This is a genomic window from Streptomyces sp. NPDC102258, from assembly GCF_055584685.1.
In genome coordinates, this window is the sequence record NZ_JBVJLO010000003.1 from 407753 (window position 1) to 433594 (window position 25842).

Here is a 25842-nt window from a genome sequence, read left to right on the forward strand (position 1 = left end):
CCCGCCCGGCCGCCGCCATGGCGGCCGGGCCCCAGACCTCTTGGAGACAGCACATGGGCTACGACTTCTACATCGTGGGTGAGGACCGGGCGATCCGGGGCGCGGGCCCCCGCGACAACCTCTCCCTGTCCGCCCTCCAGGGCGCCAGCGTCATCGACACCATGGCCCACTTCGGCATGACGGTCGAGACGGACCGGCCGCAGTGGCCGACCCTGGAGCAGTACGGGCTCCAGCTCGCCCACCTCTCGGACACCGCCGACCTCACCGAGGACCAGAAGAAGGCGAAGATCGCGTTCATTGCCGCGTACCACGGTGTCCGCGAAGCCGCCGACGACGAGCCGGAGGCCATCCCGGCCTACAAGCTCCGCTTCTGCGGGTACTGGGTCACCCCGAGCGAAATCGCCGCCGCCCTGAACCGGTACGAGGCGCACCCGAACTACGACTGCGCCGAGCTGCCCTTCGGTGACCAGACCTGGGCCCGCTGGATCGCCTTCCTTCGCGTGGCCCAGGCCGACGGCGGCCTGCGCACCCTCTGACCCCTCACCCGTCTCACCCCGCCCCGGCCCGGCACCACGCCGGGGCGGGGCCCCGGCAGACCTCTTGGAGCACCACCTCCGTGAACCGCGTCATCGACCTCCTGTGCGGCGCCGGCGGCAGCAGCACCGGCCTCACCGAAGCCGGATACGAGCTTGTCCTCGGCGTCAACCACTGGCAGCTCGCCATAGACAGCCACGCCGCCAACCATCCCAACGCCGACCACGCCTGCATCGACATCACCGGCTTTCCCATGAAGTACCTGCCCCGCGCAGACGTCCTGTGGGCTTCCGTCATCTGTACCGAGATCAGCCCCGCCGGCGGCCGCCGACGCGAATCCGAACAGCTCGACATGCTCGACGGCCTCGACGGCTGGAACTCCCTGCCCAAGGACGCCTTCGAACGGACCCGGGCCACCGCGTGGTGTGTCGTCCGCGCTGCCGAGGCGAAGAAGTTCAAGGCCGTCATCGTGGAGAACGTCGTCGAGTTCGGGCTGGACTGGATCCTCTTCCCGGAGTGGATCGCCACCATGGACAAGCTCGGCTACCGCGCACAGATCGTCTCCGTTTCCAGCGCCCACGTGGGAGACGAAACGAATCTGCGCGCCCCCCAGTGGCGCGACCGCATGTACGTGATCTTCACCCTCAAGACCATGCGGGCACCGGATGTGGAACCGCGCCCCCTCGCCTACTGCATGGACTGCGGTCAGGAGGTCCACGCTCGCCAGTCCTGGAACAACCAGAACCAGCGCATCGGCAAGTACCGGCGGGACTACATCTACTGCTGCCCCAACACCGCCTGCGGCCACGCCATGGTCGAGCCCTACGTCCGGCCTGCCAGCGACATCATCAACTGGGCCGACCTCGGAACCCGCATAGGTGACCGCCGCAAGCCTCTGGCGGAGACCACCATGGCCCGGATCCACGCCGGCCTGGCCAAGTTCCCCTACGAGCCGAGCGGCATCAACCTCGTCCACGGCAAGAACGGAGGCGACCGGGCCTTCGCGGTGGGACGTCAGCCGCTGCCGACCCGCACCGTCAAGCAGGGCGACGCGCTCCTCGTTCCCACCGGCGGATCCTGGAACACCGAAGCCGCGCCCGTCGACGTCCCGCTGCGCACCCGCCTCACCCGGGAGAGCGAGGCCCTGGTGACCGTGGACCCGTTCATCATCGAGTACCGCAACAACGCCACCGCGTCCCGGGCCGCCGACCCTCTGGCGGCCGTCACCGCTCAGGGCAATCACCACGGGCTCGTCGTGCCTGGCGGCGTCGCCCCGGCCATCGCCCGGAACACCCTCGTCATCCCTTACCGCAAGGCCGCCGTCAAGACCGCGGCCGAGCCGATCCATACCCTCGCCACCCGCGACTCCGCCGGCCTCGTGCGCACCGCACCCGCCGTCGAGGACTGCTTCTTCCGGATGTTGAACCCCCGCGAACAGCTCCTCGGTCAGCGGTTCCCCGAGAAGTACGTCGTCTACGGCACCCAGGCTGAGCAGACCATGCAGGCCGGGAACGCGGTCAGCGTGAACGTCGCGAGGTGGTTGGGCCAGCGACTGGAGGCCGTCCTGTGACCGGACCCCGGCAGACCACCGAAACGCAGGTGACCGCTCACGCGCCCTGCTTCGGCGACGACGACTTCTCGCCCGCCGCAGACCGCTGGACGGACATCAGCGACCTGCGCGACATCTGCGACCCGATCCTGTACGTCTGTGGCCGCTGCCCGTTCCGGGCCGCCTGCATCCGCCAGGTCAACCCGGCCAAGGCCGCTTTCGACGGCGTGTGCGGCGGCCGCATCTGGAACGACGGCACGATCCTCGCCGCCGTCGACGGAGCAGACGACAGCGAGCTCCTGCCGCCCGTCAGCCGCCAGTCCTGCGGCAGCAAGCAGGGCGTCCGCGCCCACCGGCGCGCCGCCGAACGCATGTGCACCAAGTGCGACAACCACCTCAACCGCCACGAGCAGCTCGCCCTCATCCTCGACGAAGCATCCTGACTGGAGCGACCATGACCGACCCCACCATGCGCGAAGTCCTGGCCCCGGTGGCCGCCATAGCCCTGATCGCCCAGGCCAACCCGGACCTGCCCGTCCCTCGGATCGACCTCGGCCCCGTCTGGGACGACACCGACGCCCACCGGCTCGGCCTCCAGATCTACTTCGACCGGCCCGCCACCGGCATCTACGAGCGTTGGGCAGCCCTCATCGGCAGCGAAAACCCCGACTCGCACACCCGGCCCTCCAACACGTACCCCAACGCGACCGTCCGGCGCACCTACGGCACCTACGCCGGCGTCGTCATCGAGGCCGTCGCCCACCAGGACAACACCGCGGCAGTCACCACCACTGCCGCCTGAATCGTAGGACAGCCGTCCCCGGGCACCCCCGGGGACGGCCAACCGGAGGGCCCGCGCCATGACCGAACACGTCGACCCTGTCGCCGATCCGGAAACCGGAACGGTAAGGATCTGCCGAGACCGATGCCCCACATGCATCTTCCGCCCCGGCAACCTCATGCACCTGGTGCCCGGCCGCCTCGGCAAACTCACCGCCCACGCCATCGCGAACGAGGGGCACATCGTCTGCCACGACACCCTCGGCACGGGCACCGGCTCCATCTGTGCCGGGTACGCAGCTCACCCGCAGGGCGCAGGACGCTCCCTCGCACTGCGCCTGGTGCGCGCCGGCGCGCTGCGCGCCATGTTCACCGGATCCAACGCCGACCCGACCGCCGAAACCGCCTGAGACAGCCCGCGGGGGCGGCAGGAACCCGCCCCCGCAGTGCACCCCCAAAAGCAAGGAGCTGACCATGACCCACATCTGGCCCGGCCGGATCTTCGTCTCCTGCCACCCGATGGACCTCGGAGACGTCCGGCTCCGGGTGGTCAGCTACACCGAGGGCGACGCCCGAGCCGTCGTCGTCGACGCCAATACGGGCAAGCGCCGCCGGAAGATCCTCACCGTGTCGCTGCATCCGAGCGCACGGACCCGCGCCGGCAAGGCCAGGCTGACCGGGTACGCGCCCGCCAGCGAAGGCGAGACCCCGGCCGTCTTGCCCAAGGGGGAGGCCGACGAGAAGGACTGGTTCGACGGCCTGCCCGGCCGACGCTTCTTGATCCGCCTCCCCCCGGGCCTGGACCTGCTGAATGCCAACGACCGGCTGCACCACCATCAGCGTGCGCAGAAGACCCGCGCCCTGCGGCAGGCCGCACGTTTCGCCTCCCGCGATCTGCCGAAGCTCGACCGGGTCCACGTCATCGCCGTGTTCCACCCGCACGATCGCCGGCGCCGCGACCCGGCCAACTGGTACCCGACCTTCAAGGCCCTGCTGGACGGCCTGGTCGACCAGGGCGTGATCCAGGACGACGACCACACACGCCTCGTGGGGCCGGACATGCGTATCGGAGAGGTGATAGCTGGATCCCGGCTCGCCCTCCACATTCGGGATATCGGTGCTTCTGACCTGCGCAAATAGTTCCCCGCAGGCGTGATATTCCTGTCCGGCGATCTTTGCCAGCGGCCCGAATGCATATAGAATAGAAGAAGGAGGAAGGGGTGAGCCCTTCCGGAATCAAGGAAGGCGCGCACGATGATCGGCACCGACCACCACGACCGCATCGAGGGCAAGCTGACGGCCGACGCCCGACTCACCCGCCCGGAGATCGATGGGCTGCTCGGCATCATCAACGAGGTTTTCACCGCGGCCGCCCGGCGCGCGACCGGCGCCTTCGACGCCGAATGGCCGGGCCTCTTCCTTGATGAGGTCGTCGACATGCCCATCACGCTCCTCGTCCCCGTCGCCGACCGGCCGCACCTCGGTGACGAAATGCAGGCGGCCGCCGTGATCTTCCAGCCCCTGTGCGACACCCTCGCCCGCCGCGCCTGACCTCCCTCCGGGCGGCCGACGCCGGCCGCCCGGGATCCCACTCGACCGAAAGGTGTGCAGTGACCCTCCAGCAGATCGCCCTCGGCCTCCTGGGCTGGATCGGCATCGACATCCTCATCGTCGCCGCGTACGCCTGTATCCGGGCCCGCGAACGCTCCTGACGCCTCACGCATGCACTCTCTGTTCCTTCCGCACGCCACCCGCCCATGCCATGAATGCCTATAGAATAGACGTTTATGTATGGGTGGGCCCCACCCCACAGGAGCCACCGTGAAGCACCACGAACCCGCCTCCATCCCCACCCACGAGCACCACCTCGGCACCATGGCCCTGCTGTTCTTCGTCCACAAGCCGGACGAGCGCCGCCTGAAGGCCGCGCTGGCGAACATCGAAAGGGCCCTCGACCGCAGCTGGCGAGACCGCCCCGACGACCTCGTGAACCTCACCCCGGCCCAGCACCACGACCTGCTGCGCTACTTCGCCGCACCTCAACTGCTCGACCTCGCCTTGCAGCTCACCGGCCCCGACGCAGTTCCCCGCCTCGCCAGCGAGGCCAGCTCCCACGTCGCCGCACTCCTCGCCCTCTACCCCCCGCGCCCCATCTGGTGGGTCATCTTCCGCGCCGACGGCAACACCATCCGGCCCGTGACCGCCGAACAGCCGCCGGTCGGAGGCGCCGCACACGACAGCCGACTCCGGCAGATCGAGGGCGACGGCCTCGCTGTCGCCGCAGTCAACGCCACCTCCAAGGAAGACGCCCTCCGCGAGATGACCCGCATGTGGGACCTCTTCGTGGCGCACGGAAACACCGCCGACCGCCCGCTCGACCACCAGTGACCCCCCGGTGGGGGCGGCCACCAACCGGCCGCCCCCACCCTCACCGAAAGAGACACCATGCAGCTCGACCTGTTCAGCGAAGACCAGCCCCGCAAGGCCCCCGCACCCATCCCGCCGGCCACCTTCCGCCCGGCGCTCCCCGACCTCCCCCCTCCGCCGGCCCCCGTCACCATCGCTGTCCCGCCTCGCCGACCGATCCAGAGCGCCAAGCCGAACCCGCCCACCCCCCGCCTGGCGAACCGGCGCTACATGCCCCTCCAGCGCAACCCCCACCACGCCGCCTATGACATCGCCGAAGCCGTTGAGGCCGCCTGGTACGGGGCCCACGGCGGCAACAGGCTGGAAATACCTGCGGGAGTCGTCGCAGCCCTTGCCCTCTGGCCGCTGCGCGGTCCAGACGCACCCCTGGCTGCCCACTGGTGGCTCGACCTCAGCGACGAGGACTTCCACGAAGCCCTCCGCGAGTGCTGGGTCAGATGGTGGATCCAGCGCCCCGACCTCATCGACCGCGCCGCCCCCCTGCACCGTTGGCTCTACGACGAGCACCCCGAGCGGAACCGCACCCAGGCCGTCCGAGCGGTTGCCCGCGCAGCCCTCACCGGCGGGCTGCTTCACCTCACCAGCGCCGCCCCGGACTTCGGGGGCAACTCCCATGCCGACGTGCTCGGCGCGGTGATCACCGTCATGCGGTCCCGTGGCGCTCGCGATGCCCTGGCGGAATTCCACACGCCGCCGGAGCTCAGCGAGCTCATGGCGCGCATGCTGCTGCTCACCGACGAGACGCCCGCCCCGGGGGCGAAGTTCAACGACCCGTGCAGCGGCACAGGGGGCATGTACCGCGCCGCGGCCCAGCACCTGCGCGACCGAGAGCTCAACCCCCACGACTTCGGCTGGGCCATGACGGACGTCGACCCCCTGGCCGCCGCCGGCGCAGCCGTCAACGCCATCCTGTGGGACCTCGGCCCGCACGTCCTGGTGGCCTGCGCCGACACGCTGGTCGAAGGCGACCCGTACGTTCGTGCGTCGGCCGAGTGGCGGGAGTCGCACGCCCGCCGGGACCGCATGGTGGAGGGCGCCCAGTTCCTGTCGCGCATCCGTCGGCTGGAAGTCGTCCTGGCGGGCACATCATAGGGGCCTGACCTGCTGAAACCTCTTGAGGCACGTTCTTGTGCCACCCAGGAATGCATATAGAATATAAGCAACAAAAGGGAGGGAACACCATGAACCGCAACCAGGCCATCGCCGTCCAGATCCAGGCCGACAGCTACACGATCATCGGCGACAGCATCCTCATCACCCCCCGCGACGACGACGCCCGCCGCGTCAAGGCCCACCTCACGCCCAACCGCGACGGCGACGTCACCATGCACCTCACGATCGTCCACCCCATCACCGGCCTCATCGACACCCTCGCCGTCACCTACGGACGCAATGCCCCCGCCAGCCGCTTCACCGGCACCGTCGACGACTACATCGACTTCTGGTTCGGCAACCAGACCAGCACCCACCCCGAGCTCTAACCCCATCCGGCGGGCCCGCCCCACCCCCGGGGCGGCCCCGTCTGCATGACCTCTTGGAGACCGAATGCTCATCAATGACGACGCCACGAGGCAGGTCGCCGAAACCATCGGCAACGCCCTCGGCATCGGATTCACCCTTCGCAACGCAAACTTCGCCAACGGGGCCGCCGAGATGGAATACCCGGACGGCCGCGCCCTGGGCTTCCGCCCCATTTTCGGCGGCGCCTTCGTCCAGCTGTGGATCATCGGCAACACCAGGCCCGCCGGCGAAGGCGAACCGCCCCGCCTCGGCCTGCTCAAGGGTCGCCTCTACCACGCCGCCATCTCCCTCATCGACGCCGAGGATGCCGATCCCGCGGACCTCATCCTTGAGAAGCTCACCAACGACCTCCTTCCCGCCTTCGAGTTCAAGCCCCACTACGTAGGCCACCGCCCCTGGGAGGACGCCTTCGATAACGCCCTCGCCAACGCCATCGCCGAGCAGGACATCCGCAGCCGCAACGCCGACGAAGGCCCGACAGGCGAGGACTCGCAGACGGAGCCGCCCACCGAAGCTGCCCCCGGCCCTGGGCCGGAGGAGCCCATCACGGCGTCCACCGATGAACCGACGGCGGGCAGCGAGCCCGCAGCTGGGCCCGACGCGGCCGAAGATGAAGGGCCGGAATCGGCGACCGAAGAAGCGAAGAAGACCTCGGTCCGATCCCGAAGGTCCCGCCGCCAGGTACCCGCCGCGCCCAGCTCCAGCTGAGCCGAAGGCGCTCGCCAGGCCGGCCCCGTCCGGGATAGTCTGGCCGCGACGTGAGGCCGAACAGGCCATGAGGCTCCACCCCCAGGAACTGCGGGGGTGGAGCCTCTGCGCGTTGGAAGCTGAATCCGCTGCTCGCAAGTTGCAGCCCTGTCCCTGACCGTGGGCTATGCGAGTTTGGGACGCGCGGGGCCCCGCGCGAGGACCGTAAGGGGACGCCAAGGGGACACAAGGGCAGGAAGAGGCTGGCAAAGGCCGGAGTGGACAGGCACGTCACATGCCTCCTGACCTGCAAGAACGTCACGGATAGGCATTGATGTGCAAGGGCCGCCAAGATCCCGAGAGGACTCATAATCCGTCGGCCGTGGGTTCGAGTCCCACCCGCCCCACTGCGAGCCGCAGGTGAAGAAACGATCTCGCCTGCGGCTTTGGCGTTTTCATGGGGGCGCGGGTCGTCGGCGCGGGTCGTCGTTCATGGCCTTACCTGTGTAAGGCGTGCCGGCCGGTCATGCGAGCCATGCGGACTCCTTGGGGCGGGTTCGCGGGGAGTCGTCGGTGTTGCCGGCGGTGACGGTGTGCCCGAGGTAGCGGTGGATGAAGTGGACGGCCATCGTGCCCTCACCCGCCGCCGACGCGACCCGTTTCACCGAGCCGCTGCGGATGTCGCCGGCCGCGAAGACGCCGGGCAGGCTGGTCTCCAGGGTCAGGCAGTCGCGGCCCCGGGCCTCCCATACTCCCGGGGCCGAGCAGGCCTGGGCCTCGGCTCCGGTGAGGACGAAGCCGCGGGCGTCGAGCGCGAGGGTGCCGGACAGCCAGCCGGTGTCGGGGTCCGCGCCGGTGAAGACGAACAGGGCCCGTACGGCGAGACGGCGGCGGCTCCCCGTGCGGTTGTCCGCCACCTCGACCGCCTCCAGCACCTCGGCGCCGATGACTTCGGAGGCCTCCGTGTGCAGCAGCGTCTCGATCCGCGGATGCCGTTCGACCTGGTCGATCAGGTAGCGGGACATGTGGGCACCGAGGTCCGCTCCGCGTACCAGCAGGTACACCTTGGGCGCGTACCCGGCGAGGAAGAGGACCGCCTGCCCGGCGGAGTTGCCGCCGCCGACCACGGCGACGGGGTCGGTGCGGCATTGCTGGGCCTCGTACAGGGTCGCCGAGTAGTGGACGCTGGTTCCCTCCAGGCGTTCGATGCCGGGAATGGTGAGCCGGCGGTAGTGGGCGCCGGTGGCCAGGATGACGGCGCGGGCGGTGATCTCCGTGCCGTCGGCGAAGCTCACGGCGTAGTGGTCGTCGCGGGGTTCGAGGCGGGTGGCCTCCGCCGGGACGCTGATCCCGGCGCCGAACTTGGTCGCCTGGAGCACTCCGCGTTCGGTGAGTTCGGCGCCGGAGATGCCGGAGGGGAAGCCGAAGCAGTTGTCGATGCGCGACGACGTCCCGGCCTGGCCGCCGGTGGCGACCGCCTCCACGACGGTGGTGCCCAGGCCTTCGGAGGCGGCGTGCACCGCGGCGGCGAGACCGGCCGGCCCGGAGCCCACGACGAGGAGGTCGCCCCCGCCGTTCGACGCCGCCAGCCGGGGCAGACCGATCAGCCGGGCGAGCTCGGCGTTGCCGGGATTGCGCAGCAGGGTGGTGTCGCGCCAGATGACGAGGGGGGTGTCCTGCGGCCCGACGCCGAAGCGGCGCAGCAGCGCCTCGGCCTCCTCGTCCGTCTCCAGGTCGACCCAGCGGTGGGGCAGCCGGTTCCGGGCGGCGAACTCCCGCAGCCGCCGGGTGTCGGGGGAGTAGCGCGAGCCGATGATGCGGAAGCCGGCCCCCTGGCCGACCAGCAGGGCCCGGCGGCCCAGGCAGGCGCGCAGGACGAGATCGCCCAGGACGGGGTCCCGGGTGACCAGGCGGCGCAGCTGGTCCACGGAGAGGACGAGGACCTCTCCCCCTTCTCTGGCGACGGCGGTGTAGAAGGCCACCTGTCCGTGCAGGAGGCCGAGCTCGCCGAGGAATCGGCCGGGGCCGTGCACGCGGAGCACGTGCTCCTCGGGTGTGCCGTGGTCCTCGACGATCGCGGCGGAGCCGCTGAGGACGACGAAGAACGTCTCGCACCGCTCGCCCTCGCGGATCAGCACGTCGCCCGGGCACACCTCGCGCCGGTCGCCGTGCTCGGCCAGGCGGGCTATCTGGTCGTCGGAGAGGCGCGGGTAGGCGCCGTACAGGTCCGGAGTCTCCAAGGGCGTGAGCTCCTCCGGCTCCGCCGGGGCCGGGTCCTCGCGCGGTCGCGCGCCGTCGCCGGACATCACACCAACGCCTCGTGGACGAAACACCACCGCCAGTCCTCGCCGGGTTCCATCGACGCCACGATCGGGTGGCCGTCGGCGGCGGCGTGACCGCGTGCGTGCCGGTTCGGGGAGGAGTCGCAGCAGCCGACGCGTCCGCAGGTCAGGCAGAGCCTGAGGTGGACCCACGGGGAGCCGAGCCGCAGGCATTCCTCGCATCCGTCGAGGGTGCGCGGGCTGACGGGGTGTACGAGGGCGAGGTGGGGGTCGGTGTGTACCGTCATCGGGATCACCCTTCCGTGGCCGGTTGCCGGCCTGTGAGGGACTGTTCCACCCAGCGGCGCAGGGCGGGTGCGGGCGCGGCTCCCGCCTGCCGGGCGACGGTCCGTCCCCGGTCGAGGACCAGGAGCGTGGGCACCGCCTGGACCTCGAACCGCTGCGCGAGCCGGGGGTTCTTGTCGATGTCGACCTTGGCCAGTTTGATCCGGCCGGCGAGTTCGGTGGCGACCTGCTCCAGCGCCGGACTGACCATGCGGCAGGGGCCGCACCAGGTCGCCCACAGGTCGACCACGACGGGCACGGTGGCTTCCTCGACGACCTCGGCGAAGTCGTCGTCGCCCGCGTCCACGACCCAGGGCAGCGGCTGCTTGCAGTTGCCGCACCGGGGGCGGCCCGCGGCGGCCGCGGGAACCCGGTTGCCGCGGCCGCAGTGCGGACAGTGGACGGTCGTCGTGTGCGGGGTGCTCATGCCGCCTCCGCCTCCTCCCCGGCGGGCTCGGCCGGCTCGTAGGTGACGACCAGTTCCTGCTGCCGGGCGTCCACGCGGACGGTGGCGCCGTCCTGGACGTCGCCGCGCAGCAGGGCCCTGCCGACGAGCGTTTCGACCTCGTGGGAGATGTAGCGGCGCAGCGGGCGCGCCCCGTAGACCGGGTCGTAGCCCTGGTGGGCGATGAACTCCCGGGCGGTGTCGGTGAGTTCGACGGTGATGCGGCGCTCGGCGAGCCGGCTGCGCAGTTCGTCGAACTGCAGCTCCACGATCCGCTCGATCTGGGTCTCGCCCAGCGGCTTGAACAGCACGATGTCGTCGACCCGGTTGAGGAACTCCGGGCGGAAGTGGCCGCGCAGTTCGCCCACCACCAGCGCCCGGGCGTCCGGTTTGATCTCGCCCTCGGCGGTGGCGCCGTCGAGGAGGTGCTGGGAGCCGATGTTGGACGTCATGATGATCACGGTGTTGCGGAAGTCGACGGTGCGGCCCTGGGCATCGGTGATGCGGCCGTCGTCGAGGATCTGCAGCAGGGTGTTGAAGACGTCGGTGTGCGCCTTCTCGACCTCGTCGAACAGCACGACCGAGTAGGGCTTGCGGCGCACGGCCTCGGTGAGCTGGCCGCCCTCCTCGTAGCCGACGTATCCGGGCGGCGCGCCCATCAGACGGCTGACGGTGTGACGCTCCTGGTACTCGCTCATGTCGAGGCGGACCATGTTGTCCTCGGAGTCGAACAGGGCCCGGGCGAGGGTCTTGGCCAGCTCGGTCTTCCCCACGCCGGTGGGGCCGAGGAAGATGAACGAACCGATGGGCCGCCGCGGGTCGCGGATGCCGGAGCGGGCCCGGATGATGGCGTCGGCCACCAGGCGGACCGCCTCGTCCTGGCCGATGACCCGCTCGCGCAGGATCTCGTCCAGGCGCAGCAGCTTCTCCCGCTCGCCCTCCTGGAGGCGGGAGACGGGGATACCGGTCCAGGCGGCCACGATCTCGGCGATCTCCTCCTCGGTGACGACCTCGCGCAGCAGCCGGTTCTGGCCCTGCTTCGCGGTCAGCTGCTCCTCTTCGGCGGCCAGCCGGCGCTCCAGGTCCCGCAGGCGGCCGTAGCGGAGTTCGGCGGCGCGGTTGAGGTCGTAGGCACGCTCGGCCTCCTCCGCCTCGATGCGGACCTGTTCCAGTTCCTGGCGCAGGTCCTGCACGCGGCGGATGGCCTGCCGTTCGGCGTCCCACTGGGCGTGCTTGGCGTCGGCCTCGGCCCGCAGGTCGGCGAGTTCCCTGCGCAGTTCCTCCAGGCGGGTCCTGCTGGCGGGATCGCTCTCCTTGGACAGGGCCGCCTCCTCGATCTCCAGGCGGGTCACCCGGCGGGTGATCTCGTCGAGTTCGGCGGGCATCGAGTCGATCTCGGTACGCAGCCGGGCGCACGCCTCGTCGACGAGGTCGATGGCCTTGTCGGGGAGGAAGCGGTCGGTGATGTAGCGGTGCGACAGGGTCGCCGCCGCGACCAGCGCCGTGTCCTGGATCTTGACGCCGTGGAAGACCTCCAGGCGCTCGCGCAGGCCGCGCAGGATCGAGATGGTGTCCTCCACGCTCGGCTCGCCGACCAGCACCTGCTGGAAGCGGCGTTCGAGCGCGGCGTCCTTCTCGATGTGCCGCCGGTACTCGTCCAGCGTGGTCGCACCGATCATGTGCAGCTCACCACGGGCCAGCATCGGCTTGAGCATGTTGCCCGCGTCCATGGCCCCCTCGGCGGCGCCGGCGCCGACGACGGTGTGCAGCTCGTCGACGAAGAGCAGGATCCGTCCCTCCGCGGCCTTCACCTCGCTCAGTACGGCCTTGAGGCGTTCCTCGAACTCGCCGCGGTATTTCGCGCCGGCCACGAGCGAGCCCATGTCGAGGGCGAACACCGTCTTCTCGCGCAGGCCTTCCGGTACGTCGCCGCGCACGATGCGCTGGGCCAGGCCCTCGACGATGGCGGTCTTGCCGACACCGGGGTCGCCGATGAGGACGGGGTTGTTCTTGGACTTGCGGCTGAGGATCTGGGTGACGCGGCGGATCTCGGAGTCCCGGCCGATGACCGGGTCGAGCTTGCCCTGCCGGGCCTCGGCGACCAGGTCGCGGCCGTACTTCTCAAGGCCTCGTACGCCACTTCCGGGTTGGCGGAGGTGACGCGCTGGTTGCCGCGTAGCGGACGTCTCCTTCACCCGGGCCGTCGAACACGCGGCGGCGACGGTGGGGGTCCGGGCCATGGCGACGCGGCGTGGCGGCCAGGTGGTGCTGCTGACCGAGGTGAAGCCGAACGGCGACGTGCTGCACGCGGCGCTGGCCCGCGAGCTCGGGACCCGCGCCGGGGCGATCGGGGTGAGCCGCCGCAGCGAATCCCCCGCGGGCATCCCGCGCCGCTACCAGGAGCGCTGCGCGCGCTGGAGGTCCGCCGGCAATCGCGCCAGCGGGACGGGGCGACGTTCTTCGACGACCTCGGCCTGTACCGGATCCTCGGCCCCGGCAGCGACCACCGCGAACTGGAGGCGTTCGTCCGGGAGTGGCTCGGCAGCCTCATCGACTACGACGCACAGCACGGCACGCGGCTGGTGGAGACCCTCTCCCACTACTTCGACTGCGGGGGCAACTACGACGAGACCGCCACCACGCTGGCCGTCCACCGCAGCACCCTGCGCTACCGGCTCCAGCGCATCCGCGAGATCGGCGGCCACGACCTCGCGGACGTGGACACCCGGCTCAGCCTCCAGGTGGCGACACGGGTGTGGAAGGTCATGCTGGGCGGCTGAGGAAGACGGCGCCCGTCCCGGCACCCGCCCCGGCGCGACGTCCTCGGCGCGTGCGGGGCGGGTCCGTGGCGGAAGGGTCAGCAGTCCTCCGTTTCGTCCGCCGCCTGACGCAGGACGTCCCGGAAGCTCTGGCGGCGGGCGTAGGCCCGGCGTTGGCGGTGGGCGCCCGAGCCGTCGCGGAGCAGGCCGCCCAGGGTCTTCGCCGCGTGGTCGAGGTCTCCGTACGCAGCCAGTTCCGGGGCGACCAGGTCGAGCAGGGCCTCCGCCAGGTCGGCCGCCGGGAGTTCGGCGCCCGTGTACGGGTCCAGGCCGAACCCCTCCAGCCCGTCGTGCGCCGCCCGCCAGCGCGCGAGGCGCAGCACCTCGTCCCGTACGGGCGGATCGGGCCGCTGCTCCGCGATCTCCCGCAGGGCCGTGGCCACCAGGGCGCGGCCCAGCTCGGCCTGCAGGACGGCCGTGTCGATGTCGGGGGACATGTCGGGTGCCCGGATTTCCAGCGTGGGCCAGTGCCCGGACGGACGGAGGTCCCAGTAGACCATCTTGGTGTCCAGGGCCGCCCCCGAGCCGAGCAGGGTCTGCACCGAGCGCCGGAAGTGGGCCGTGGACGTGAAGTGCGGGGGCGGGCCCGCCGAGGGCCAGCCCGACCAGGCCATGGCCCGCCAGCTGGAGTGGCCGGTGTCACGGCCGTTCCAGAAGGGGGAGTTGGCGGCCAGCGCGATCAGCGTGGGCAGCCATGGTCTGACCCGGTTCGACACGGCCACCGCCGTGTCCACGTCGAGGGTGCCGATGTGGATGTGGCGGCCGCAGCTGACCAGGGTGTCGGTCAGGGCGCCGAACCGCCGGTGCTGTTCGCGCTGGCGGGGCTCGTCGTCGGTCAGGTGCAGCGGCCCCGGTACCGCCACGACGGGCGACGGGGCGGCCAGCAGCCGGCAGCCGTGTGCGCGGGCCGCCGCGGCGAGGGTGCGCCGCAGGGTGGCGAGCTCCGCGCGCAGGGTGGCCGCCGAGTCGGCGACCGGGGTGGATATCTCCACCTGGTAGCGGGTCCCTTCGGCGTGCACCTGCTCGGGGAACCCCGCGACGGTGGCGAGGACGAGGGGTGCGGCCGGGACGACCCGCAGGGTGTCGGCGTCCACGAGGAGGAACTCCTCCTCGACGCCGACCGTGAGGGGGGTGGTGACACCGCTCAGGGCGCGCGGGCTGCTGTCGCCCGCCGGGCTGGTGAGACTGGTGGGGCTCATGTGGCCGGTGTCACTGGTGCTCGTGGTGCTGTTGCCAGGTTCGATCACTACGCCTCCCTGGACATACGAGTCTTTCATCATGAGCCGATCGGGAGGCCGGACGGGTACGCCGATTCGGACAAATCCCCGGTGATAATGGCGGGTTACCGGCAAGCCGGACCCGGCCGTGGGGCCCCGGGTCCCGGTGGGGAGGACGGTGCGGGTGGGTGAGCGCGCGCGACCGGCTCTCCAGGGGCGGCCCACCGGGCGCCGGTTATCATCCGCTGTGACCGGTACCGCCTCGCCCCCGCGCCCCCGACGCCGCATATTCGCCGACCTGACCCCGCTGCGCACCTCCGCCCATTACCGGCGGCTGTGGGTCGGCGGCACCATTTCCTGGATGGGCCAGGCGATGACCGCCCTGGCGATCTCCCTCCAGGTCTACGCGATCACCGGCTCCAGCTTCTCGGTCGGGCTGGTCGGCCTCTTCTCGCTCGTCCCGCTCGTCGCCTTCGGCCTGTACGGCGGGGCCATCGCCGACACCGTGGACCGGCGCAAGCTCGGCCTCTACAGCGCGACCGGCCTCACCGTGCTCTCCGTCGGGCTGGCCGCCGCCGCGCTGCTCGACTACCACCGGGTCTGGCTGCTGTACACCGTCGTCGCGCTCCAGGCGGTCTGCGGGGCGCTGAACGGGCCCGCCCGGTCGGCCATGATCCCGAGGCTGCTGCCCGCCGAGCAGCTGCCCGCCGCCAACGCGCTGAACTCCGTCACCATGACCTCCGGGATGATGGCCGGGCCGGTGCTCGGCGGCCTCATCGTCGGCTGGTGGGGGTACCAGGCGGCGTACCTGATCGACGCGGTGACCTTCGTCGCTGCCCTGTATGCCATGTGGAGGCTGCCCTCGATGCTGCCGGAGGGGCGCCGGGGGCGGGCCTCGGTGCTGGACGGGCTGCGCTTCCTCGGGACCCGGCCCAACGTCCGGATGACCTTCTTCTCCGACCTCGCCGCCATGGTGCTGGCCCAGCCGAAGGCGCTGTTCCCGGCCATCGCCGTGCTCTGGTACGGGGGCGACGCCAAGACGGTCGGCCTGCTGGTGGCCGCCCCCGCCGTGGGGGCGCTGCTCGGTGGGCTGTTCTCCGGCTGGCAGGGGCGGATCCGGCGGCACGGGCTGGCCATCCTGCTCTCCGTCGCCGGGTGGGGGCTGGCCGTCGCCGTCTTCGGGCTGACCCGGAACCTGTGGCTCGGGCTGCTGTTCCTCGCCCTGGCCGGTGCCGCCGACACCGTCTCGATGGTGTTTCGTTCGACCATGCTCCAGGCGGCGACCCCGGACGCGATGCGGGGCCGGCTCCAGGGCGTGTTCATCGTGGTCGTCGCGGGCGGCCCCCGGCTCGGGGACTTCCTGGCCGGGACCGTCGCCGACCTGACCTCCCCGGCCGTCGCGATCACCGGGGGCGGCCTGGGCTGCGTACTGGTGCTGGGCCTGCTCGCCCTGCGCTGGCGGGCCTTCGCGCGGTACGACGCGCGGTCGCCGCAGGCGTAGGCCGCCGCTGTATTGCCCTAGGGCGCCTCGGCCCGGGCCGGGCCGACCACGCCCCGCGCCACGCCCAGGGCCACCAGGTCCTGGGGGCGGACGCGCAGCTGGTCGGCGGTGGCGGGGGCCTGGTCGGCGGGGCGCTTGAGGATGGCCGCCGCCAGTTCGGGGGCGATGACGGAGAAGTAGCTGTCCGGGGTGACCCAGGTGTTGCCGGGCGCGGCCAGGGCGAGCGCCCCGCCGGAGCCGCCCTCGCCGATGAGGAGGGTGGTCAGCGGGACCGTGGCCGCCGCGAGCGCCGCGAAGGCGTCGGCGATGGCCGGGCCGGCGCCCGCGTGTTCGGCGGCGGCGTCGTTGGCCGCGCCGGGGGTGTCGACCAGGGTGAGCACCGGGATGCCGAGCCGGTCCGCGAGGCGGATCACGCGGGCCGCCGTACGGTAGCCCGCCGGGCGGGTGGCGGTGCCGCACTGGGCGGCGTACGCGACCGCCCGGCCCTCGTGGAGGCCGATCCCGCACAGCACACCGGGGTCGGCGGCGCCGGCCCGGTCCCCGCGCAGGGGCAGGCGCAGCTCGAAGTACGCCTCCAGGTACGCCTCGGCCCGCGGGCGGCCGGGGTGCCGGGCCTGCCGGACGGCGTCCCAGCCGGTCTTCGGGGGCGTTACGTCGGCCAGCGCGGGCGGGGGCTCCACGGGTGCGGTGGCGCGGGGCGCGGCGAGGACGCGGAGCCAGTCCCCGAGCACGGCCGGGAGCTCCGCCGCGGGCACGACGGCGTCGACGTGCCCGGCCGCGTACTGGCCCTCGGCGGTGTAGGCGGCCGGGTCCGCGTCGGCCGGGCGCACCCGGGACCCGGCGAAGCCGACCTGCGCCCCGGGCAGCGCCAGCACCACGTCGGCGCCCGCGCCCAGGGTGGCCCAGCCGCCGCCGGTGGTGGGGTCGCGCAGGACGGCGATCTGCGGGAGGCCGGCGGCGCGGGTCAGCACGCACTGGCGGGCCACGCGCTGGAGCTGGCTCAGCGCGAGCATGCCCTCCTGCATGCGGGAGCCGCCGGTGGCGATCAGGGAGACCAGGGGGAGGCGGTGCGTCCGGGCGTGGGCGTACGCGGCTTCGAGGCGGTCGCCGGTGGCTTCGCCGAGCGAACCGCCGAGGAAGCCGAACTCGAAGGCGATCACGGTGGCTTCGCGGCCCCCGACGCGGGCGGTGCCGGTGACGACGGACTCCCGCTCGCCGGTGCGGGTCGCGGCGCGGGCACGGGAGGCGTCGTAGCCGGTCCAGCCGAGGGGGCCGTTCTCGGGGGACTCCCGTGGCGGGGCGGGGAGTTCGGTGAAGCTGCCGGGGTCGGTGAGGGCGGTGAGGGCGGCGCGGGCCGAGAGGCGGGTCGTCACCCGGTCACCCTAGGCGGTGGGGTGGCCGCCTGCGAGTGCCTTCTGGGGCGGGACGGGCTGGTGCGGCGCCGTTGCCGGGGGCTCCGCCCCCGGACCCCCGCGCCTCAAACGCCGGCGGGGCTGGAGGAGGTCGGTGGGGCTGGGTGCGGATGTGGGTGGGCGGGTGCGGCGCAGCTGGATGGGGCCGGCGGGGCTAGAAGGTGCCAGCCGGGCTGGAGGGGGTCGGTGGGGCTGGAGGGTGTGGATGTGGTGGGCCGGTGTGGCGTTGTTCAGAGCGGGGCCTCCCATGTAGTGGTCGTGCCCGTGGGGGAGGCGGGGGTGTGGGCGTCGTCCCTGACGGTGAGGTGGGCTCGGGTGGGGGTGGCGGTGATGTGGACCTCGATCGCGGTGACGCCGCTGCGGCGGTGGGCGGCGGCCAGGGCGCCGCGCAGGGCCGAGAGGAGGTCGGTCGCCACGGGCTCCCGGAGCAGGGCGTCCACCGGCCCGGTGAAGTGCACCGACGGCTGGAAGCCCAGCGGCACCGCCGCCCCGCCGGTCTCGCGCAGCACCCGCCCCCGGAAGGTCGTCGGGGCGTCGGTCGGGGGCTGCTGGAGGGCGAAGATGGCGGTGCGGACCTCCTGGATGGTGGAGTCCAGCTCGTCGACGGCGCGGCTCAGCTCGTCCCCCACGGTGTCCCCGGCCGGCGCGTTCTCGGCCCGGCGGCGGGTGCTCTCCAGCATCATCTCCGTCGCGAACAGCCGCTGTACCACCAGGTCGTGCAGGTCCCGCGCGATCCGGTCGCGGTCCTCGTACACCGCGAGCTGTTCGCGGTCGTGCTGGGCGTCGGCCAGGACCAGCGCCAGTGCGGCCTGCGAGGCGAACTGGGAGGCCAGCAGCCGGTCCACCGCGTCGTACGGGGGACCGCCCCGCTCGCGCGGCAGGGCCAGGGTGCCGATCAGCTGGCCGCCGCTCTGCAGTGGCAGCATCATGCTGGGGCCGAACCGTTCCCGCACGTGCGTGGTCATCCGCGGGTCCGTCGCCGAGTCCTCTATGAAGACCGGCTCCCCGCCGAGCAGTTGGACCAGGACCGGGGAGCCGGGGGCGATCGCGGTGCCGATCAGGTCGCCGGGGTCGCCGTGCGTGGAGGCGGCCACGATCTCCATGCCGCCCTCCGGGGTCGGCTGGAGCACCACCCCCGCCGCCGCGTCCGCGAGCAACCTGGCGCGTTCGGCCACGCACTTCAGGGCGTCCGCGGCCGGACGGCCCGCCAGCAGGGCGGTGGTCACGGCGGCGGCGCCCTCGATCCAGCGCTCCCGGCGGCGGGCGGTCCCGTACAGCCGGGCGTTGCCGATCGCGATGCCCGCCTGCGAGGCCAGGACGCGGACCAGCGCGAGGTCCTCCTCCGTGAAGGTGCCGCCGCCGGCCTTCTCGGTGAGGTACAGGTTCCCGAACACCTCGGTGTGCACCCGGATCGGGACGCCCAGGAAGCTGCGCATGGGCGGGTGGCCGGGCGGGAAGCCCGCCGAGCGGGGGTCCGTCGTCAGGTCGTCCAGCACGAGCGGCCGGGGGTCGGTGACGAGGGCGCCGAGCAGGCCGGTGCGGCCGTCGGGCAGGCGGGGGATCGCGGCCCGTTCGGCGTCGCTCATGCCGGTGGTGAACAGCCGGGTCAGCCGGGCGCGCTCGGGGTCGACGACCCCGAGCGCGCCGTAGCGGGCCGAGCACAGCTCCGCGGCCGAGTCCACGAGGTGCTGGAGGGTGGCGTGGAGCTCCAGCTCGGAGCCGACGCTGAGGACCGCCTCCAGGAGGACGGGGAGGCGGGCGGGTTCCGCCGCCTGGGGCGCCGGGCTCCGGCCGGGTGCGTCCGGCGTCATTCGGTCAGGGGGTTGAGGACCATCGGGGCGATCTTCCCTTCGAGCATCGCGCCGAGACCCATCACGGCGCACACGTCCGGCCGTTCCGCGATGGCCACGGGCATTCCGGTCGCGTCCCGCAGCATCTGGTCCAGCCCCGGCAGCAGGGCGCTGCCGCCCACCATCATGATCCCCCGGTCGGTCAGGTCTGCGACCAGGTCCGGCGGGCAGTCGCGCAGGATCTTGCCGATGCCGTCGATCACGGCCGTCAGCGGGGTGTGGATCGCGTCGCGGACGGCGGCGGTGTCCACGTGGACGGAGCGGGCCAGTCCGGTGGCGACGTCACGGCCGTGGATCAGGGTCGACGCGGGGCCCTCGGCGGTGATGCCGTTGCCGTGCAGCGCCACCTGGAGCGGCCGGACGGCCTGGCTCGGCAGCATCAGCGCGTGGGCGTGCCGCAGGTGCTGGACCACGGCGTGGTCGATGGCCTCGCCACCGATCGGGATGCGCTCGGCGGTGACGATCGAGCCGAGGGAGAGGACCGCCACCTGGGTGGCCGCCGCCCCGCACACCATGATCATCGTCGCGGTCGGCTGCTCCACGGGCAGGCCGCAGCCGACGGCCGCCGCGATCAGGGTGTCGACCAGCTCGACGCGCCGGGCGCCGAGCCCGACCAGGGTCTCCACCGTCGCCCGCTGCGCGAGCGGGTCGGCGTCGTGCGGGGTGCAGGCGGCGGCCCGCAGCCGGGGCTTGCGGCGCAGGGCGCGCCGCAGCTTCTCGCCGAGCAGGTGACGCAGCATCCGCTGGGCCATCTCGATGTCGACGACGGTGCCGCCGGTGACGGGCCGTACGACCCGGATGTAGTCGGGTGTGCGGCCGGTCATCCGTTCGGCGAAGGTGCCGACGGCGATGAGCGCGCCGGTGCGCGTGTTCACCGCGGCGGCACTGGGCTCGTCCACGACCAGTCCGGCGCCCTTGACGTAGACACGGGTCCTGGCGGCTCCCAGGTCGACGGCGACGTGGCAGCGGCGCAACTGCTCAAGACTGACGGTCACGGCAGATCCTCCCGAGTGCGCTGACGCAAGAGACCGGCGGGCGCCGGTCGCAATTCATATCTTCTCGGGTGAACGGGGCATTCCGCCCGTTGGGATAGCCCGGGTGGGGTGTGCCGCAGGGGGCGCGAGGTGCTGCACGAGGGTGGATTTCTGTACCGAGAGGCACGACGATGCGCGCACCATCCGCGCTACTCGTGCGTAACGAGGTAAAGGGGTCTCCGTGCTGACGCTCCGCCAGAAGATCATGACCCTCCTGGCCCTGTGCCCCGCCCTTCTCCTGCCCCTCCCCGCCCACGCCGCCGGCGCCCCGTCCGTCGCGTCGGCGCCGCGCGTCCCCGTGGTCCTCGTCCACGGCTACAACGCCGACCCGGGCGTCTGGGGGTCCCTGCGCGAGGACCTGAAGGCCGACGGGTACACGGACGCGGAGCTCTTCTCCTTCGGCTACGACACCCACCAGTCCGTCAACGAGGTGCTCTCCGGACGGCTCGCGGCCTACGTGGACCAGGTTCGCCGGCAGACCGGCGCGGCCCGGGTCGACCTCGTCGGCCACTCCTTCGGCTCGCTCGTCAGCCGCTGGTACGTCAAGTTCGGCGGCGGCGCGGCGGCCGTGGACCACTGGGTCTCCCTGGCCGGCCCCAACCACGGCACCTCCACCGCCTGGGCCTGCGCCCTGTGGGACCAGGCGTGCCGGGACATGACCCCGGGGTCGTACGTGGTGAAGAACCTCGCCGCCGGGGACGAGACCCCGGGCGCGGTGAAGTACGCGACGTTCTGGTCGTCCTGCGACGAGGTGGTCAACCCCGACGACAGCGTCCCGCTCACCGGCGCCCTCAACACCCCGGTCGGCTGCCTGAAGCACAACGACCTGCTCGGCGACGACGCCACCTCGGCCGGCGTCCGCGCCTTCCTGGCCTCCTAAGCCCCCCCGCGTCAGGCCCCCGCCTCCTGCACCCGCTGGAGCAGGCCGTACGTGAACTCCGCCACCAGCGGCCGCCCCGACGCGGTGAACGCCAGCCGCCAGCGCGTCGGCGCGGTGCCCTCCATCGGCCGGGCCGGCGCGTAGGCGCGGGCCACCTCGTCCACCGTCGCCGACCAGGGCCGCAGGTCGGCGGCCGTCTCCAGTACGGGGCCCGGCGCGCCCGGGGACCGGACCAGCCACTCGTTCCACACCGCCCCGCCGGGCGCGGCCAGCACCTCGAAGCGCAGCTCCGGCCAGAGCGGCAGCGGCCACAGCAGGGCCTCGCACTCCAGGTCCCCGATCGTGCGCCGGGAAGCCGACTCCGGCGGGCCGAGCACCGACCGGTAGCGGGCCAGGGTCCCGCGCGCGCGGGGCGAGCGGACCATCGCCTGCCAGCGCCGGTTGGCCTCCCGCTGCTCCGCGAGGGTGGCGCCCAGGCGCAGCCGGGCCGCCTCGGCGAGGTCCGGCTGGAAGTCCGCCATGCGGCGCAGCAGCACCAGCTGGAAGGCGGCGGGGCCGAAGGAACCGGGTGTCGGGGGCATGGCGGACATGGCGGGCATGGAGGTCACGATTCCACACAGGATCCTTACGTTCCCGGAATACGAGCGTTGCCGATCAGCACGTAGCCTGCGGACGCCATGAACTACTGCCCCGCCTGCCGCAGGCACCTCAACGGCGCACTCGCCTGCGCCGGGTGCGGAACCCCGGCCGAGTACCTGCTGCCCGCCGCGCCGCCCGGCCCCGCCGAGCCGCAGCCGCCGCAGTACGCGCAGCCGCCGCAGTACGCGCGGCCCCAGCACCCCGCGTGGCCCGGGCCGACGGAGCCGGCGGACCTGCCGGGGGCGCCGGACCTCACGGGGCCGACGGGCCTGGCGGGGCCGGCGGACCTGGCGGGGCCCCCGGAACCGGCGGAGGCGTACGACGACTCGCTCGTGCTGCTGTCCGCGCCGCACCCGGGCCGCGCCGGGAACCGCCGCCGGGCCGTGAACCGGCGCCGGGGCCGCCGGACCGTGCTGGGGGTCGGCCTGGGGCTGCTGCTCGCCACCGGGGGCTCGATCGCGGTGGCCCGGATCGTGACGGACGACGAGGGCACGGGCCGGGCCGCCGAGGTCGTGCTGACCGACGACGCGGGGCCCGAGCGGCCGGATCCGCTGCCCAGCCTGGGCGGCGCGCCCGCGGCCCCCTCGGCACCGCCGTCGGCGAAGGCCGCCGCCGGGGCGGCGAAGACGGCCGGGGCGTCGGGTGGGCCGAGCGGGTCCGCGCAGCCGGGGGAGGGCGCGAGCGCCTCCGCATCGGGGGTGGCGGAGCCGTCGCGGAGTGCTTCCGGCGAGGGGGCATCCGTACAGCCGTCGAAGCCGGGACAGCCCGCGCCCGGTCCCACCGGTACGGCGCAGCCGCCCGGTCAGCCCCCGAAGCCGACGGCGACGAAGCCCGCTCCGGCGCCCACCCCCACGCCCACCCCGAAGCCGAGCAAGACCTGCAGGTTCTGGATCTTCGGCTGCTCCTGAGCCGCCTGGGTCGCTAGGGTCACCTGCGCCGTCTGAGCCGCCTGCTCAGGCCAGCATGCGCCGGAGCAGATCCCGCAGCGAGGTGCGCTCCTGGGCGGACAGCCCGGCCAGCGGTTCGCGCGCGAAGTCCAGCGACTCGCGCAGCCGCTCCGCCGTCTGCAGCCCCTCCTCGGTGGGGGCGGCCAGCTTCACCCGGCGGTCGGCCGGGTCCGGACGCCGTTCGACCAGGCCGCGGGTCTCCAGCCGGTCGACTATCCCGGTCACGTTCGAGGGCTCGCAGCGCAGCTTCTGCGCGATGCGGCGCATGGGGAGCGGCTCCATCGACAGCAGCGTCAGCACCCGCGCCTGGGCGCCGGTGAGCTGGTGGCTGGCGGCCGCGTCCTCGTACTCCGTGTGGTAGCGGGCCACGACGTCGCCGATGAGTTCGACGACCTCGAAGGTCACTGGGTCTGCGCGACGACTGGGCATGCATCCAGCGTACCCATTTACTTGACAACATGAAATATCCAGGCGCATGGTTGTTTCAGCTAGTGAAGTAAATGTCGTCCCGTACGGCTTCCCTCGCCCCAGGAGTTCCGCATGTCTCAGATTCCCGCCGTCAGCCGCGAGTGGCACCTCGTCCGCCGTCCGCAGGGCTGGCCGGTCGCCGAGGACTTCGCCCTGCGCGAGGCCCCCGTCTCCGCCGAGCCCGCCCCCGGCCGGATCCTGGTGCGCAACCTCCACATGTCCGTGGACCCCTACATGCGCGGCCGGATGAACGACACCAAGTCCTACATCCCGCCCTTCCAGCTCGACGAGCCGATGCAGGGCGGTGCGGTCGGCGAGGTCGTCGCCTCCGCCGCCGAGGGCTTCGCGGTCGGCGACCACGTCCTGCACCACCTCGGCTGGCGCGAGTGCGCCGACCTGGACGCGAAGTACGCCACCAAGGTCGACGCCTCCCTCGCCCCGCTCTCCGCCTACCTCGGCGTCCTCGGCATGCCGGGCCTGACCGCCTACGCCGGACTCTTCGAGGTGGCCTCCTTCAAGGAGGGCGACGCCGTGTTCGTCTCCGGCGCGGCCGGTGCCGTCGGCAGCCTCGTCGGCCAGTTCGCGAAGATCAAGGGCGCCTCCCGGGTGATCGGCTCCGCCGGCTCCGACGAGAAGGTGGCGCTGCTCACCGAGAAGTACGGCTTCGACGCCGCCTTCAACTACAAGAAGGGCCCCGTCGCCGAGCAGCTGCCCGCCGCCGCGCCCGAGGGCATCGACGTCTACTTCGACAACGTCGGCGGCGACCACCTCGAAGCGGCCATCTCCGCCCTCAACGTGCACGGCCGCGCCACCCTGTGCGGGGCCATCGCCGGCTACAACGACACCGAGCCCACCCCCGGCCCGCGCAACCTGATGATGGTCATCGGCAAGCGCCTGCGCCTCCAGGGCATCCTGGTCGGCGACCACGCCGGGCTCCAGGAGCAGTTCGTCAAGGACGTGGCCGGCTGGCTGTCCTCCGGCGAGCTGCGCTACGACGAGACCGTCGTCGAGGGCGTCGAGAACGCCACCGACGCCTTCCTCGGGATGCTGCGCGGGGACAACACCGGGAAGATGATCGTTTCCTTCACCGGTTAGGCTCACTCCACACCGTCGCGATCGTGGGCGCGCATCGCGGCGATTCATCTGGAGGATCTTCTTCATGTCCATCACGCAGTCCGACGTCGCGTACACCGCTGTCGCCACCGCCGAGAACGGCCGTGACGGCCGCGTCGCCACCGACGACGGGAAGCTCGACGTCGTCGTGAACCCGCCGAAGGAGCTCGGCGGCAGCGGTGCGGGCACCAACCCGGAGCAGCTGTTCGCCGCCGGCTACAGCGCCTGCTTCCAGGGCGCCCTCAGCGTCGCGGCCCGCAACGCCGGGATCGACGTCGCCGGTTCCACCGTGACCGCCGAGGTCGGCATCGGCAAGAACGACGAGGGCTTCGGCATCATCGTCAAGCTGACGGCCTCGATCCCGACCGTGGACGCCGCCACCGCGAAGGACCTGGTCGAGCAGGCCGACCAGATCTGCCCGTACTCCAAGGCCACCCGCGGCAACATCACGGTCGAGCTCGCCGTCGCCTGACCGCCCGGAGAGCTCCGAGCGCCCTGAGCGCTCACCGCGTCACAGTGGAGGCCGCACCCCCCGGGGGGTGCGGCCTTCGCCGTTTAAACTGGCCTTATGCGTGATCTTGCGGGGGGATTCCGGTACCTGTTGGCCGGACAGCGATGGGTGTTCCGGAACGGCCGCTGGCTCGGCTTCGGCCTGTTGCCCGGCCTGGTCTCGCTGCTGCTGTACGCGGCCGCGCTGGCCGCCCTCTTCGCCGGCGCCGACGACTTCACCGCCTGGGCCACGCCCTTCGCCTCCGGCTGGTCCTCACCCTGGCTCGGCCTCTTCCGCGGGCTGCTGACCGCGCTGGTCGTCTCCCTCGGGCTCTTCCTGACGGTGATCACCTTCACCGCCGTGACCCTGCTCGTGGGCCAGCCCTTCTACGAGTCCCTCTCGGAGCAGGTCGACCGCAGTGAGGGCGGCGAGGTCCCCGAGTCGGGGCGCTCGCTCTGGGCGGACCTGTGGATCTCCGCCCGCGACAGCCTGCGGCTGCTGGTGCGGGTGCTGCTGTACGGGGTCCTGCTGTTCGCCCTCGGATTCATCCCGGTCGTCGGGCAGACCGTCGTCCCGGCCATCGGGTTCTGCGTCTCCGGCTTCTTCCTCACCCAGGAGCTCACCTCCGTCGCCCTCCAGCGCCGCCGGGTCGACCTGGACGAGCAGCTGGCGCTGCTGCGCGGACGGCGTGCGCTGGCGCTCGGCTTCGGGGTGCCGCTGGTGCTGGTGTTCCTGATCCCGCTGGTCGCGGTCTTCCTGATGCCGGGCGCCGTGGCGGGGGCGACGCTGATGGCGCGGAACCTGACGGGGGAGGACGCCGAGGGCGCCGGGAACGCCGGGGAGGGTGCGGGGGCGGCGCAGGAGCCCGCCCCGGCCCCCGCTGCCGGATTCGGTCCGCCGCCGCCCGCGTTCCCGTAGCGCCC

27 protein-coding genes and 2 pseudogenes are annotated in these 25842 nt (G+C 72.4%); 19 read left to right on the forward strand and 10 right to left on the reverse strand.

From position 1 onward, the window contains the following. Positions 1 to 53 precede the first annotated feature (53 nt). The 11 genes from ACZ6ZT_RS07505 (at position 54) to ACZ6ZT_RS07555 (ending at position 7519) form a co-directional block, all read left to right on the forward strand. On the forward strand, positions 54 to 536 hold the full coding sequence (locus ACZ6ZT_RS07505; protein WP_469716426.1) for a hypothetical protein: 483 nt from the start codon (positions 54 to 56) through the stop codon (positions 534 to 536). Positions 537 to 616: 80 nt separating this feature from the next. After that, positions 617 to 2104: a DNA cytosine methyltransferase gene (locus ACZ6ZT_RS07510; protein WP_469716428.1), complete on the forward strand. Its 1488-nt coding sequence runs from the start codon at positions 617 to 619 to the stop codon at positions 2102 to 2104. Then, positions 2101 to 2526: a hypothetical protein gene (locus tag ACZ6ZT_RS07515; RefSeq protein WP_469716429.1), complete on the forward strand. Its 426-nt coding sequence runs from the start codon at positions 2101 to 2103 to the stop codon at positions 2524 to 2526. The genes ACZ6ZT_RS07510 and ACZ6ZT_RS07515 overlap by 4 nt, the downstream gene beginning before the upstream one ends. A gap of 11 nt (positions 2527 to 2537) precedes the next feature. After that, positions 2538 to 2885, forward strand: coding sequence for a hypothetical protein (locus ACZ6ZT_RS07520; protein ID WP_469716431.1), 348 nt, complete (start codon positions 2538 to 2540; stop codon positions 2883 to 2885). 157 nt (positions 2886 to 3042) lie between these two features. Then, entirely contained in the window at positions 3043 to 3273 is a 231-nt protein-coding gene (locus ACZ6ZT_RS07525; protein ID WP_469716432.1) for a hypothetical protein, read from the forward strand. A 64-nt stretch (positions 3274 to 3337) separates the two neighbouring features. Beyond that, entirely contained in the window at positions 3338 to 4003 is a 666-nt protein-coding gene (locus tag ACZ6ZT_RS07530; RefSeq protein WP_469716434.1) for a RusA family crossover junction endodeoxyribonuclease, read from the forward strand. Between the two features lie 114 nt (positions 4004 to 4117). Continuing rightward, the gene (locus ACZ6ZT_RS07535; protein ID WP_469716438.1) at positions 4118 to 4414 is read left to right on the forward strand and encodes a hypothetical protein; all 297 of its coding nucleotides are present in this window, start codon (positions 4118 to 4120) and stop codon (positions 4412 to 4414) included. Between the two features lie 270 nt (positions 4415 to 4684). Further along, entirely contained in the window at positions 4685 to 5251 is a 567-nt protein-coding gene (locus ACZ6ZT_RS07540) for a hypothetical protein (protein WP_469716440.1), read from the forward strand. A 57-nt stretch (positions 5252 to 5308) separates the two neighbouring features. Continuing rightward, complete coding sequence (locus tag ACZ6ZT_RS07545) at positions 5309 to 6382, forward strand: N-6 DNA methylase (protein WP_469716442.1); 1074 nt, start codon at positions 5309 to 5311, stop codon at positions 6380 to 6382. Between the two features lie 89 nt (positions 6383 to 6471). Next, positions 6472 to 6771 carry a hypothetical protein gene (locus ACZ6ZT_RS07550; protein ID WP_469716444.1) on the forward strand — a complete coding sequence of 100 codons (300 nt, stop codon included), beginning with the start codon at positions 6472 to 6474 and terminating at the stop codon, positions 6769 to 6771. Between the two features lie 64 nt (positions 6772 to 6835). Continuing rightward, positions 6836 to 7519 carry a hypothetical protein gene (locus ACZ6ZT_RS07555; RefSeq protein ID WP_469716445.1) on the forward strand — a complete coding sequence of 228 codons (684 nt, stop codon included), beginning with the start codon at positions 6836 to 6838 and terminating at the stop codon, positions 7517 to 7519. A gap of 503 nt (positions 7520 to 8022) precedes the next feature. Here ACZ6ZT_RS07555 and ACZ6ZT_RS07560 read toward each other — a convergent pair. From ACZ6ZT_RS07560 to ACZ6ZT_RS07575, 4 genes and pseudogenes are all read right to left on the reverse strand, one after another. Next, a complete protein-coding gene (locus tag ACZ6ZT_RS07560) occupies positions 8023 to 9804 on the reverse strand; it encodes an FAD-dependent oxidoreductase (protein ID WP_469716447.1) in 1782 nt (593 codons plus the stop codon). Next, complete coding sequence (locus tag ACZ6ZT_RS07565; RefSeq protein ID WP_469716449.1) at positions 9804 to 10067, reverse strand: UBP-type zinc finger domain-containing protein; 264 nt, start codon at positions 10065 to 10067, stop codon at positions 9804 to 9806. The genes ACZ6ZT_RS07560 and ACZ6ZT_RS07565 overlap by 1 nt, the downstream gene beginning before the upstream one ends. 5 nt (positions 10068 to 10072) lie before the next feature. Further along, on the reverse strand, positions 10073 to 10531 hold the full coding sequence (gene trxA, locus ACZ6ZT_RS07570) for a thioredoxin (protein ID WP_469716451.1): 459 nt from the start codon (positions 10529 to 10531) through the stop codon (positions 10073 to 10075). Next, positions 10528 to 12728 (reverse strand): annotated as a pseudogene (locus ACZ6ZT_RS07575) (ATP-dependent Clp protease ATP-binding subunit); the annotation flags it as partial. The gene trxA and the pseudogene ACZ6ZT_RS07575, both read right to left, overlap by 4 nt. Before the next feature lie 59 nt (positions 12729 to 12787). On the opposite strand from ACZ6ZT_RS07575, the pseudogene ACZ6ZT_RS07580 reads away from it, so the two are divergent. Further along, positions 12788 to 12892: pseudogene (locus ACZ6ZT_RS07580) on the forward strand (hypothetical protein); the annotation flags it as partial. 239 nt (positions 12893 to 13131) lie between these two features. Then, a complete protein-coding gene (locus ACZ6ZT_RS07585) occupies positions 13132 to 13329 on the forward strand; it encodes a PucR family transcriptional regulator (protein ID WP_469716453.1) in 198 nt (65 codons plus the stop codon). Positions 13330 to 13406: 77 nt separating this feature from the next. Here the strand turns inward: ACZ6ZT_RS07585 and ACZ6ZT_RS07590 are convergent, their stop codons facing one another. Then, complete coding sequence (locus ACZ6ZT_RS07590) at positions 13407 to 14567, reverse strand: carboxylate-amine ligase (RefSeq protein ID WP_469716455.1); 1161 nt, start codon at positions 14565 to 14567, stop codon at positions 13407 to 13409. 265 nt (positions 14568 to 14832) lie between these two features. Between ACZ6ZT_RS07590 and ACZ6ZT_RS07595 the strand changes: the two genes are divergently transcribed. After that, positions 14833 to 16086, forward strand: a complete 1254-nt coding sequence (locus tag ACZ6ZT_RS07595; RefSeq protein WP_469716457.1) for an MFS transporter — start codon at positions 14833 to 14835, stop codon at positions 16084 to 16086. A gap of 17 nt (positions 16087 to 16103) precedes the next feature. Here the strand turns inward: ACZ6ZT_RS07595 and ACZ6ZT_RS07600 are convergent, their stop codons facing one another. The 3 genes from ACZ6ZT_RS07600 to ACZ6ZT_RS07610 all read right to left on the reverse strand — a co-directional run bounded on the left by ACZ6ZT_RS07600 (position 16104) and on the right by ACZ6ZT_RS07610 (position 20343). After that, the gene (locus ACZ6ZT_RS07600; protein WP_469716459.1) at positions 16104 to 17459 is read right to left on the reverse strand and encodes a carboxyl transferase domain-containing protein; all 1356 of its coding nucleotides are present in this window, start codon (positions 17457 to 17459) and stop codon (positions 16104 to 16106) included. 269 nt (positions 17460 to 17728) lie between these two features. Then, on the reverse strand, positions 17729 to 19309 hold the full coding sequence (locus ACZ6ZT_RS07605) for a sensor histidine kinase (RefSeq protein ID WP_469716461.1): 1581 nt from the start codon (positions 19307 to 19309) through the stop codon (positions 17729 to 17731). Then, positions 19306 to 20343, reverse strand: coding sequence for a rod shape-determining protein (locus tag ACZ6ZT_RS07610; protein ID WP_469716463.1), 1038 nt, complete (start codon positions 20341 to 20343; stop codon positions 19306 to 19308). Before ACZ6ZT_RS07610 ends, ACZ6ZT_RS07605 begins: the two co-directional genes overlap by 4 nt. Positions 20344 to 20587: 244 nt before the next feature. Between ACZ6ZT_RS07610 and ACZ6ZT_RS07615 the strand changes: the two genes are divergently transcribed. After that, a complete protein-coding gene (locus ACZ6ZT_RS07615; protein ID WP_469716598.1) occupies positions 20588 to 21262 on the forward strand; it encodes an esterase/lipase family protein in 675 nt (224 codons plus the stop codon). A gap of 11 nt (positions 21263 to 21273) precedes the next feature. Here the strand turns inward: ACZ6ZT_RS07615 and ACZ6ZT_RS07620 are convergent, their stop codons facing one another. Further along, entirely contained in the window at positions 21274 to 21861 is a 588-nt protein-coding gene (locus ACZ6ZT_RS07620) for a hypothetical protein (protein ID WP_469716465.1), read from the reverse strand. A gap of 78 nt (positions 21862 to 21939) precedes the next feature. Between ACZ6ZT_RS07620 and ACZ6ZT_RS07625 the strand changes: the two genes are divergently transcribed. Then, entirely contained in the window at positions 21940 to 22809 is an 870-nt protein-coding gene (locus tag ACZ6ZT_RS07625) for an SCO2400 family protein (RefSeq protein ID WP_469716466.1), read from the forward strand. A 45-nt stretch (positions 22810 to 22854) separates the two neighbouring features. On the opposite strand, the gene ACZ6ZT_RS07630 is transcribed toward ACZ6ZT_RS07625, so the two are convergent. Next, positions 22855 to 23277 carry a MarR family winged helix-turn-helix transcriptional regulator gene (locus ACZ6ZT_RS07630; protein ID WP_469716468.1) on the reverse strand — a complete coding sequence of 141 codons (423 nt, stop codon included), beginning with the start codon at positions 23275 to 23277 and terminating at the stop codon, positions 22855 to 22857. Between the two features lie 111 nt (positions 23278 to 23388). Between ACZ6ZT_RS07630 and ACZ6ZT_RS07635 the strand changes: the two genes are divergently transcribed. From ACZ6ZT_RS07635 to ACZ6ZT_RS07645, 3 genes are all read left to right on the forward strand, one after another. After that, on the forward strand, positions 23389 to 24411 hold the full coding sequence (locus tag ACZ6ZT_RS07635; protein WP_469716470.1) for an NADP-dependent oxidoreductase: 1023 nt from the start codon (positions 23389 to 23391) through the stop codon (positions 24409 to 24411). Positions 24412 to 24475: 64 nt separating this feature from the next. Next, a complete protein-coding gene (locus ACZ6ZT_RS07640; RefSeq protein ID WP_469716473.1) occupies positions 24476 to 24901 on the forward strand; it encodes an organic hydroperoxide resistance protein in 426 nt (141 codons plus the stop codon). 96 nt (positions 24902 to 24997) lie between these two features. After that, positions 24998 to 25837, forward strand: a complete 840-nt coding sequence (locus ACZ6ZT_RS07645) for an EI24 domain-containing protein (RefSeq protein WP_469716475.1) — start codon at positions 24998 to 25000, stop codon at positions 25835 to 25837. Positions 25838 to 25842 lie beyond the last annotated feature (5 nt).

Coding starts and splice junctions, on each gene's coding strand:
- ACZ6ZT_RS07505 (WP_469716426.1), top strand. CDS start 54: ATGGGCTACGACTTCTACATCGTGGGTGAGGACCGGGCGATCCGGGGC.
- ACZ6ZT_RS07520 (WP_469716431.1), top strand. CDS start 2,538: ATGACCGACCCCACCATGCGCGAAGTCCTGGCCCCGGTGGCCGCCATA.
- ACZ6ZT_RS07525 (WP_469716432.1), top strand. CDS start 3,043: ATGCACCTGGTGCCCGGCCGCCTCGGCAAACTCACCGCCCACGCCATC.
- ACZ6ZT_RS07530 (WP_469716434.1), top strand. CDS start 3,338: ATGACCCACATCTGGCCCGGCCGGATCTTCGTCTCCTGCCACCCGATG.
- ACZ6ZT_RS07535 (WP_469716438.1), top strand. CDS start 4,118: ATGATCGGCACCGACCACCACGACCGCATCGAGGGCAAGCTGACGGCC.
- ACZ6ZT_RS07545 (WP_469716442.1), top strand. CDS start 5,309: ATGCAGCTCGACCTGTTCAGCGAAGACCAGCCCCGCAAGGCCCCCGCA.
- ACZ6ZT_RS07550 (WP_469716444.1), top strand. CDS start 6,472: ATGAACCGCAACCAGGCCATCGCCGTCCAGATCCAGGCCGACAGCTAC.
- ACZ6ZT_RS07555 (WP_469716445.1), top strand. CDS start 6,836: ATGCTCATCAATGACGACGCCACGAGGCAGGTCGCCGAAACCATCGGC.
- ACZ6ZT_RS07560 (WP_469716447.1), bottom strand. CDS start 9,804: ATGTCCGGCGACGGCGCGCGACCGCGCGAGGACCCGGCCCCGGCGGAG.
- ACZ6ZT_RS07565 (WP_469716449.1), bottom strand. CDS start 10,067: ATGACGGTACACACCGACCCCCACCTCGCCCTCGTACACCCCGTCAGC.
- trxA (WP_469716451.1), bottom strand. CDS start 10,531: ATGAGCACCCCGCACACGACGACCGTCCACTGTCCGCACTGCGGCCGC.
- ACZ6ZT_RS07590 (WP_469716455.1), bottom strand. CDS start 14,567: ATGAGCCCCACCAGTCTCACCAGCCCGGCGGGCGACAGCAGCCCGCGC.
- ACZ6ZT_RS07605 (WP_469716461.1), bottom strand. CDS start 19,309: ATGACGCCGGACGCACCCGGCCGGAGCCCGGCGCCCCAGGCGGCGGAA.
- ACZ6ZT_RS07615 (WP_469716598.1), top strand. CDS start 20,588: ATGACCCTCCTGGCCCTGTGCCCCGCCCTTCTCCTGCCCCTCCCCGCC.
- ACZ6ZT_RS07620 (WP_469716465.1), bottom strand. CDS start 21,861: ATGCCCGCCATGTCCGCCATGCCCCCGACACCCGGTTCCTTCGGCCCC.
- ACZ6ZT_RS07625 (WP_469716466.1), top strand. CDS start 21,940: ATGAACTACTGCCCCGCCTGCCGCAGGCACCTCAACGGCGCACTCGCC.
- ACZ6ZT_RS07630 (WP_469716468.1), bottom strand. CDS start 23,277: ATGCCCAGTCGTCGCGCAGACCCAGTGACCTTCGAGGTCGTCGAACTC.
- ACZ6ZT_RS07635 (WP_469716470.1), top strand. CDS start 23,389: ATGTCTCAGATTCCCGCCGTCAGCCGCGAGTGGCACCTCGTCCGCCGT.
- ACZ6ZT_RS07640 (WP_469716473.1), top strand. CDS start 24,476: ATGTCCATCACGCAGTCCGACGTCGCGTACACCGCTGTCGCCACCGCC.
- ACZ6ZT_RS07645 (WP_469716475.1), top strand. CDS start 24,998: ATGCGTGATCTTGCGGGGGGATTCCGGTACCTGTTGGCCGGACAGCGA.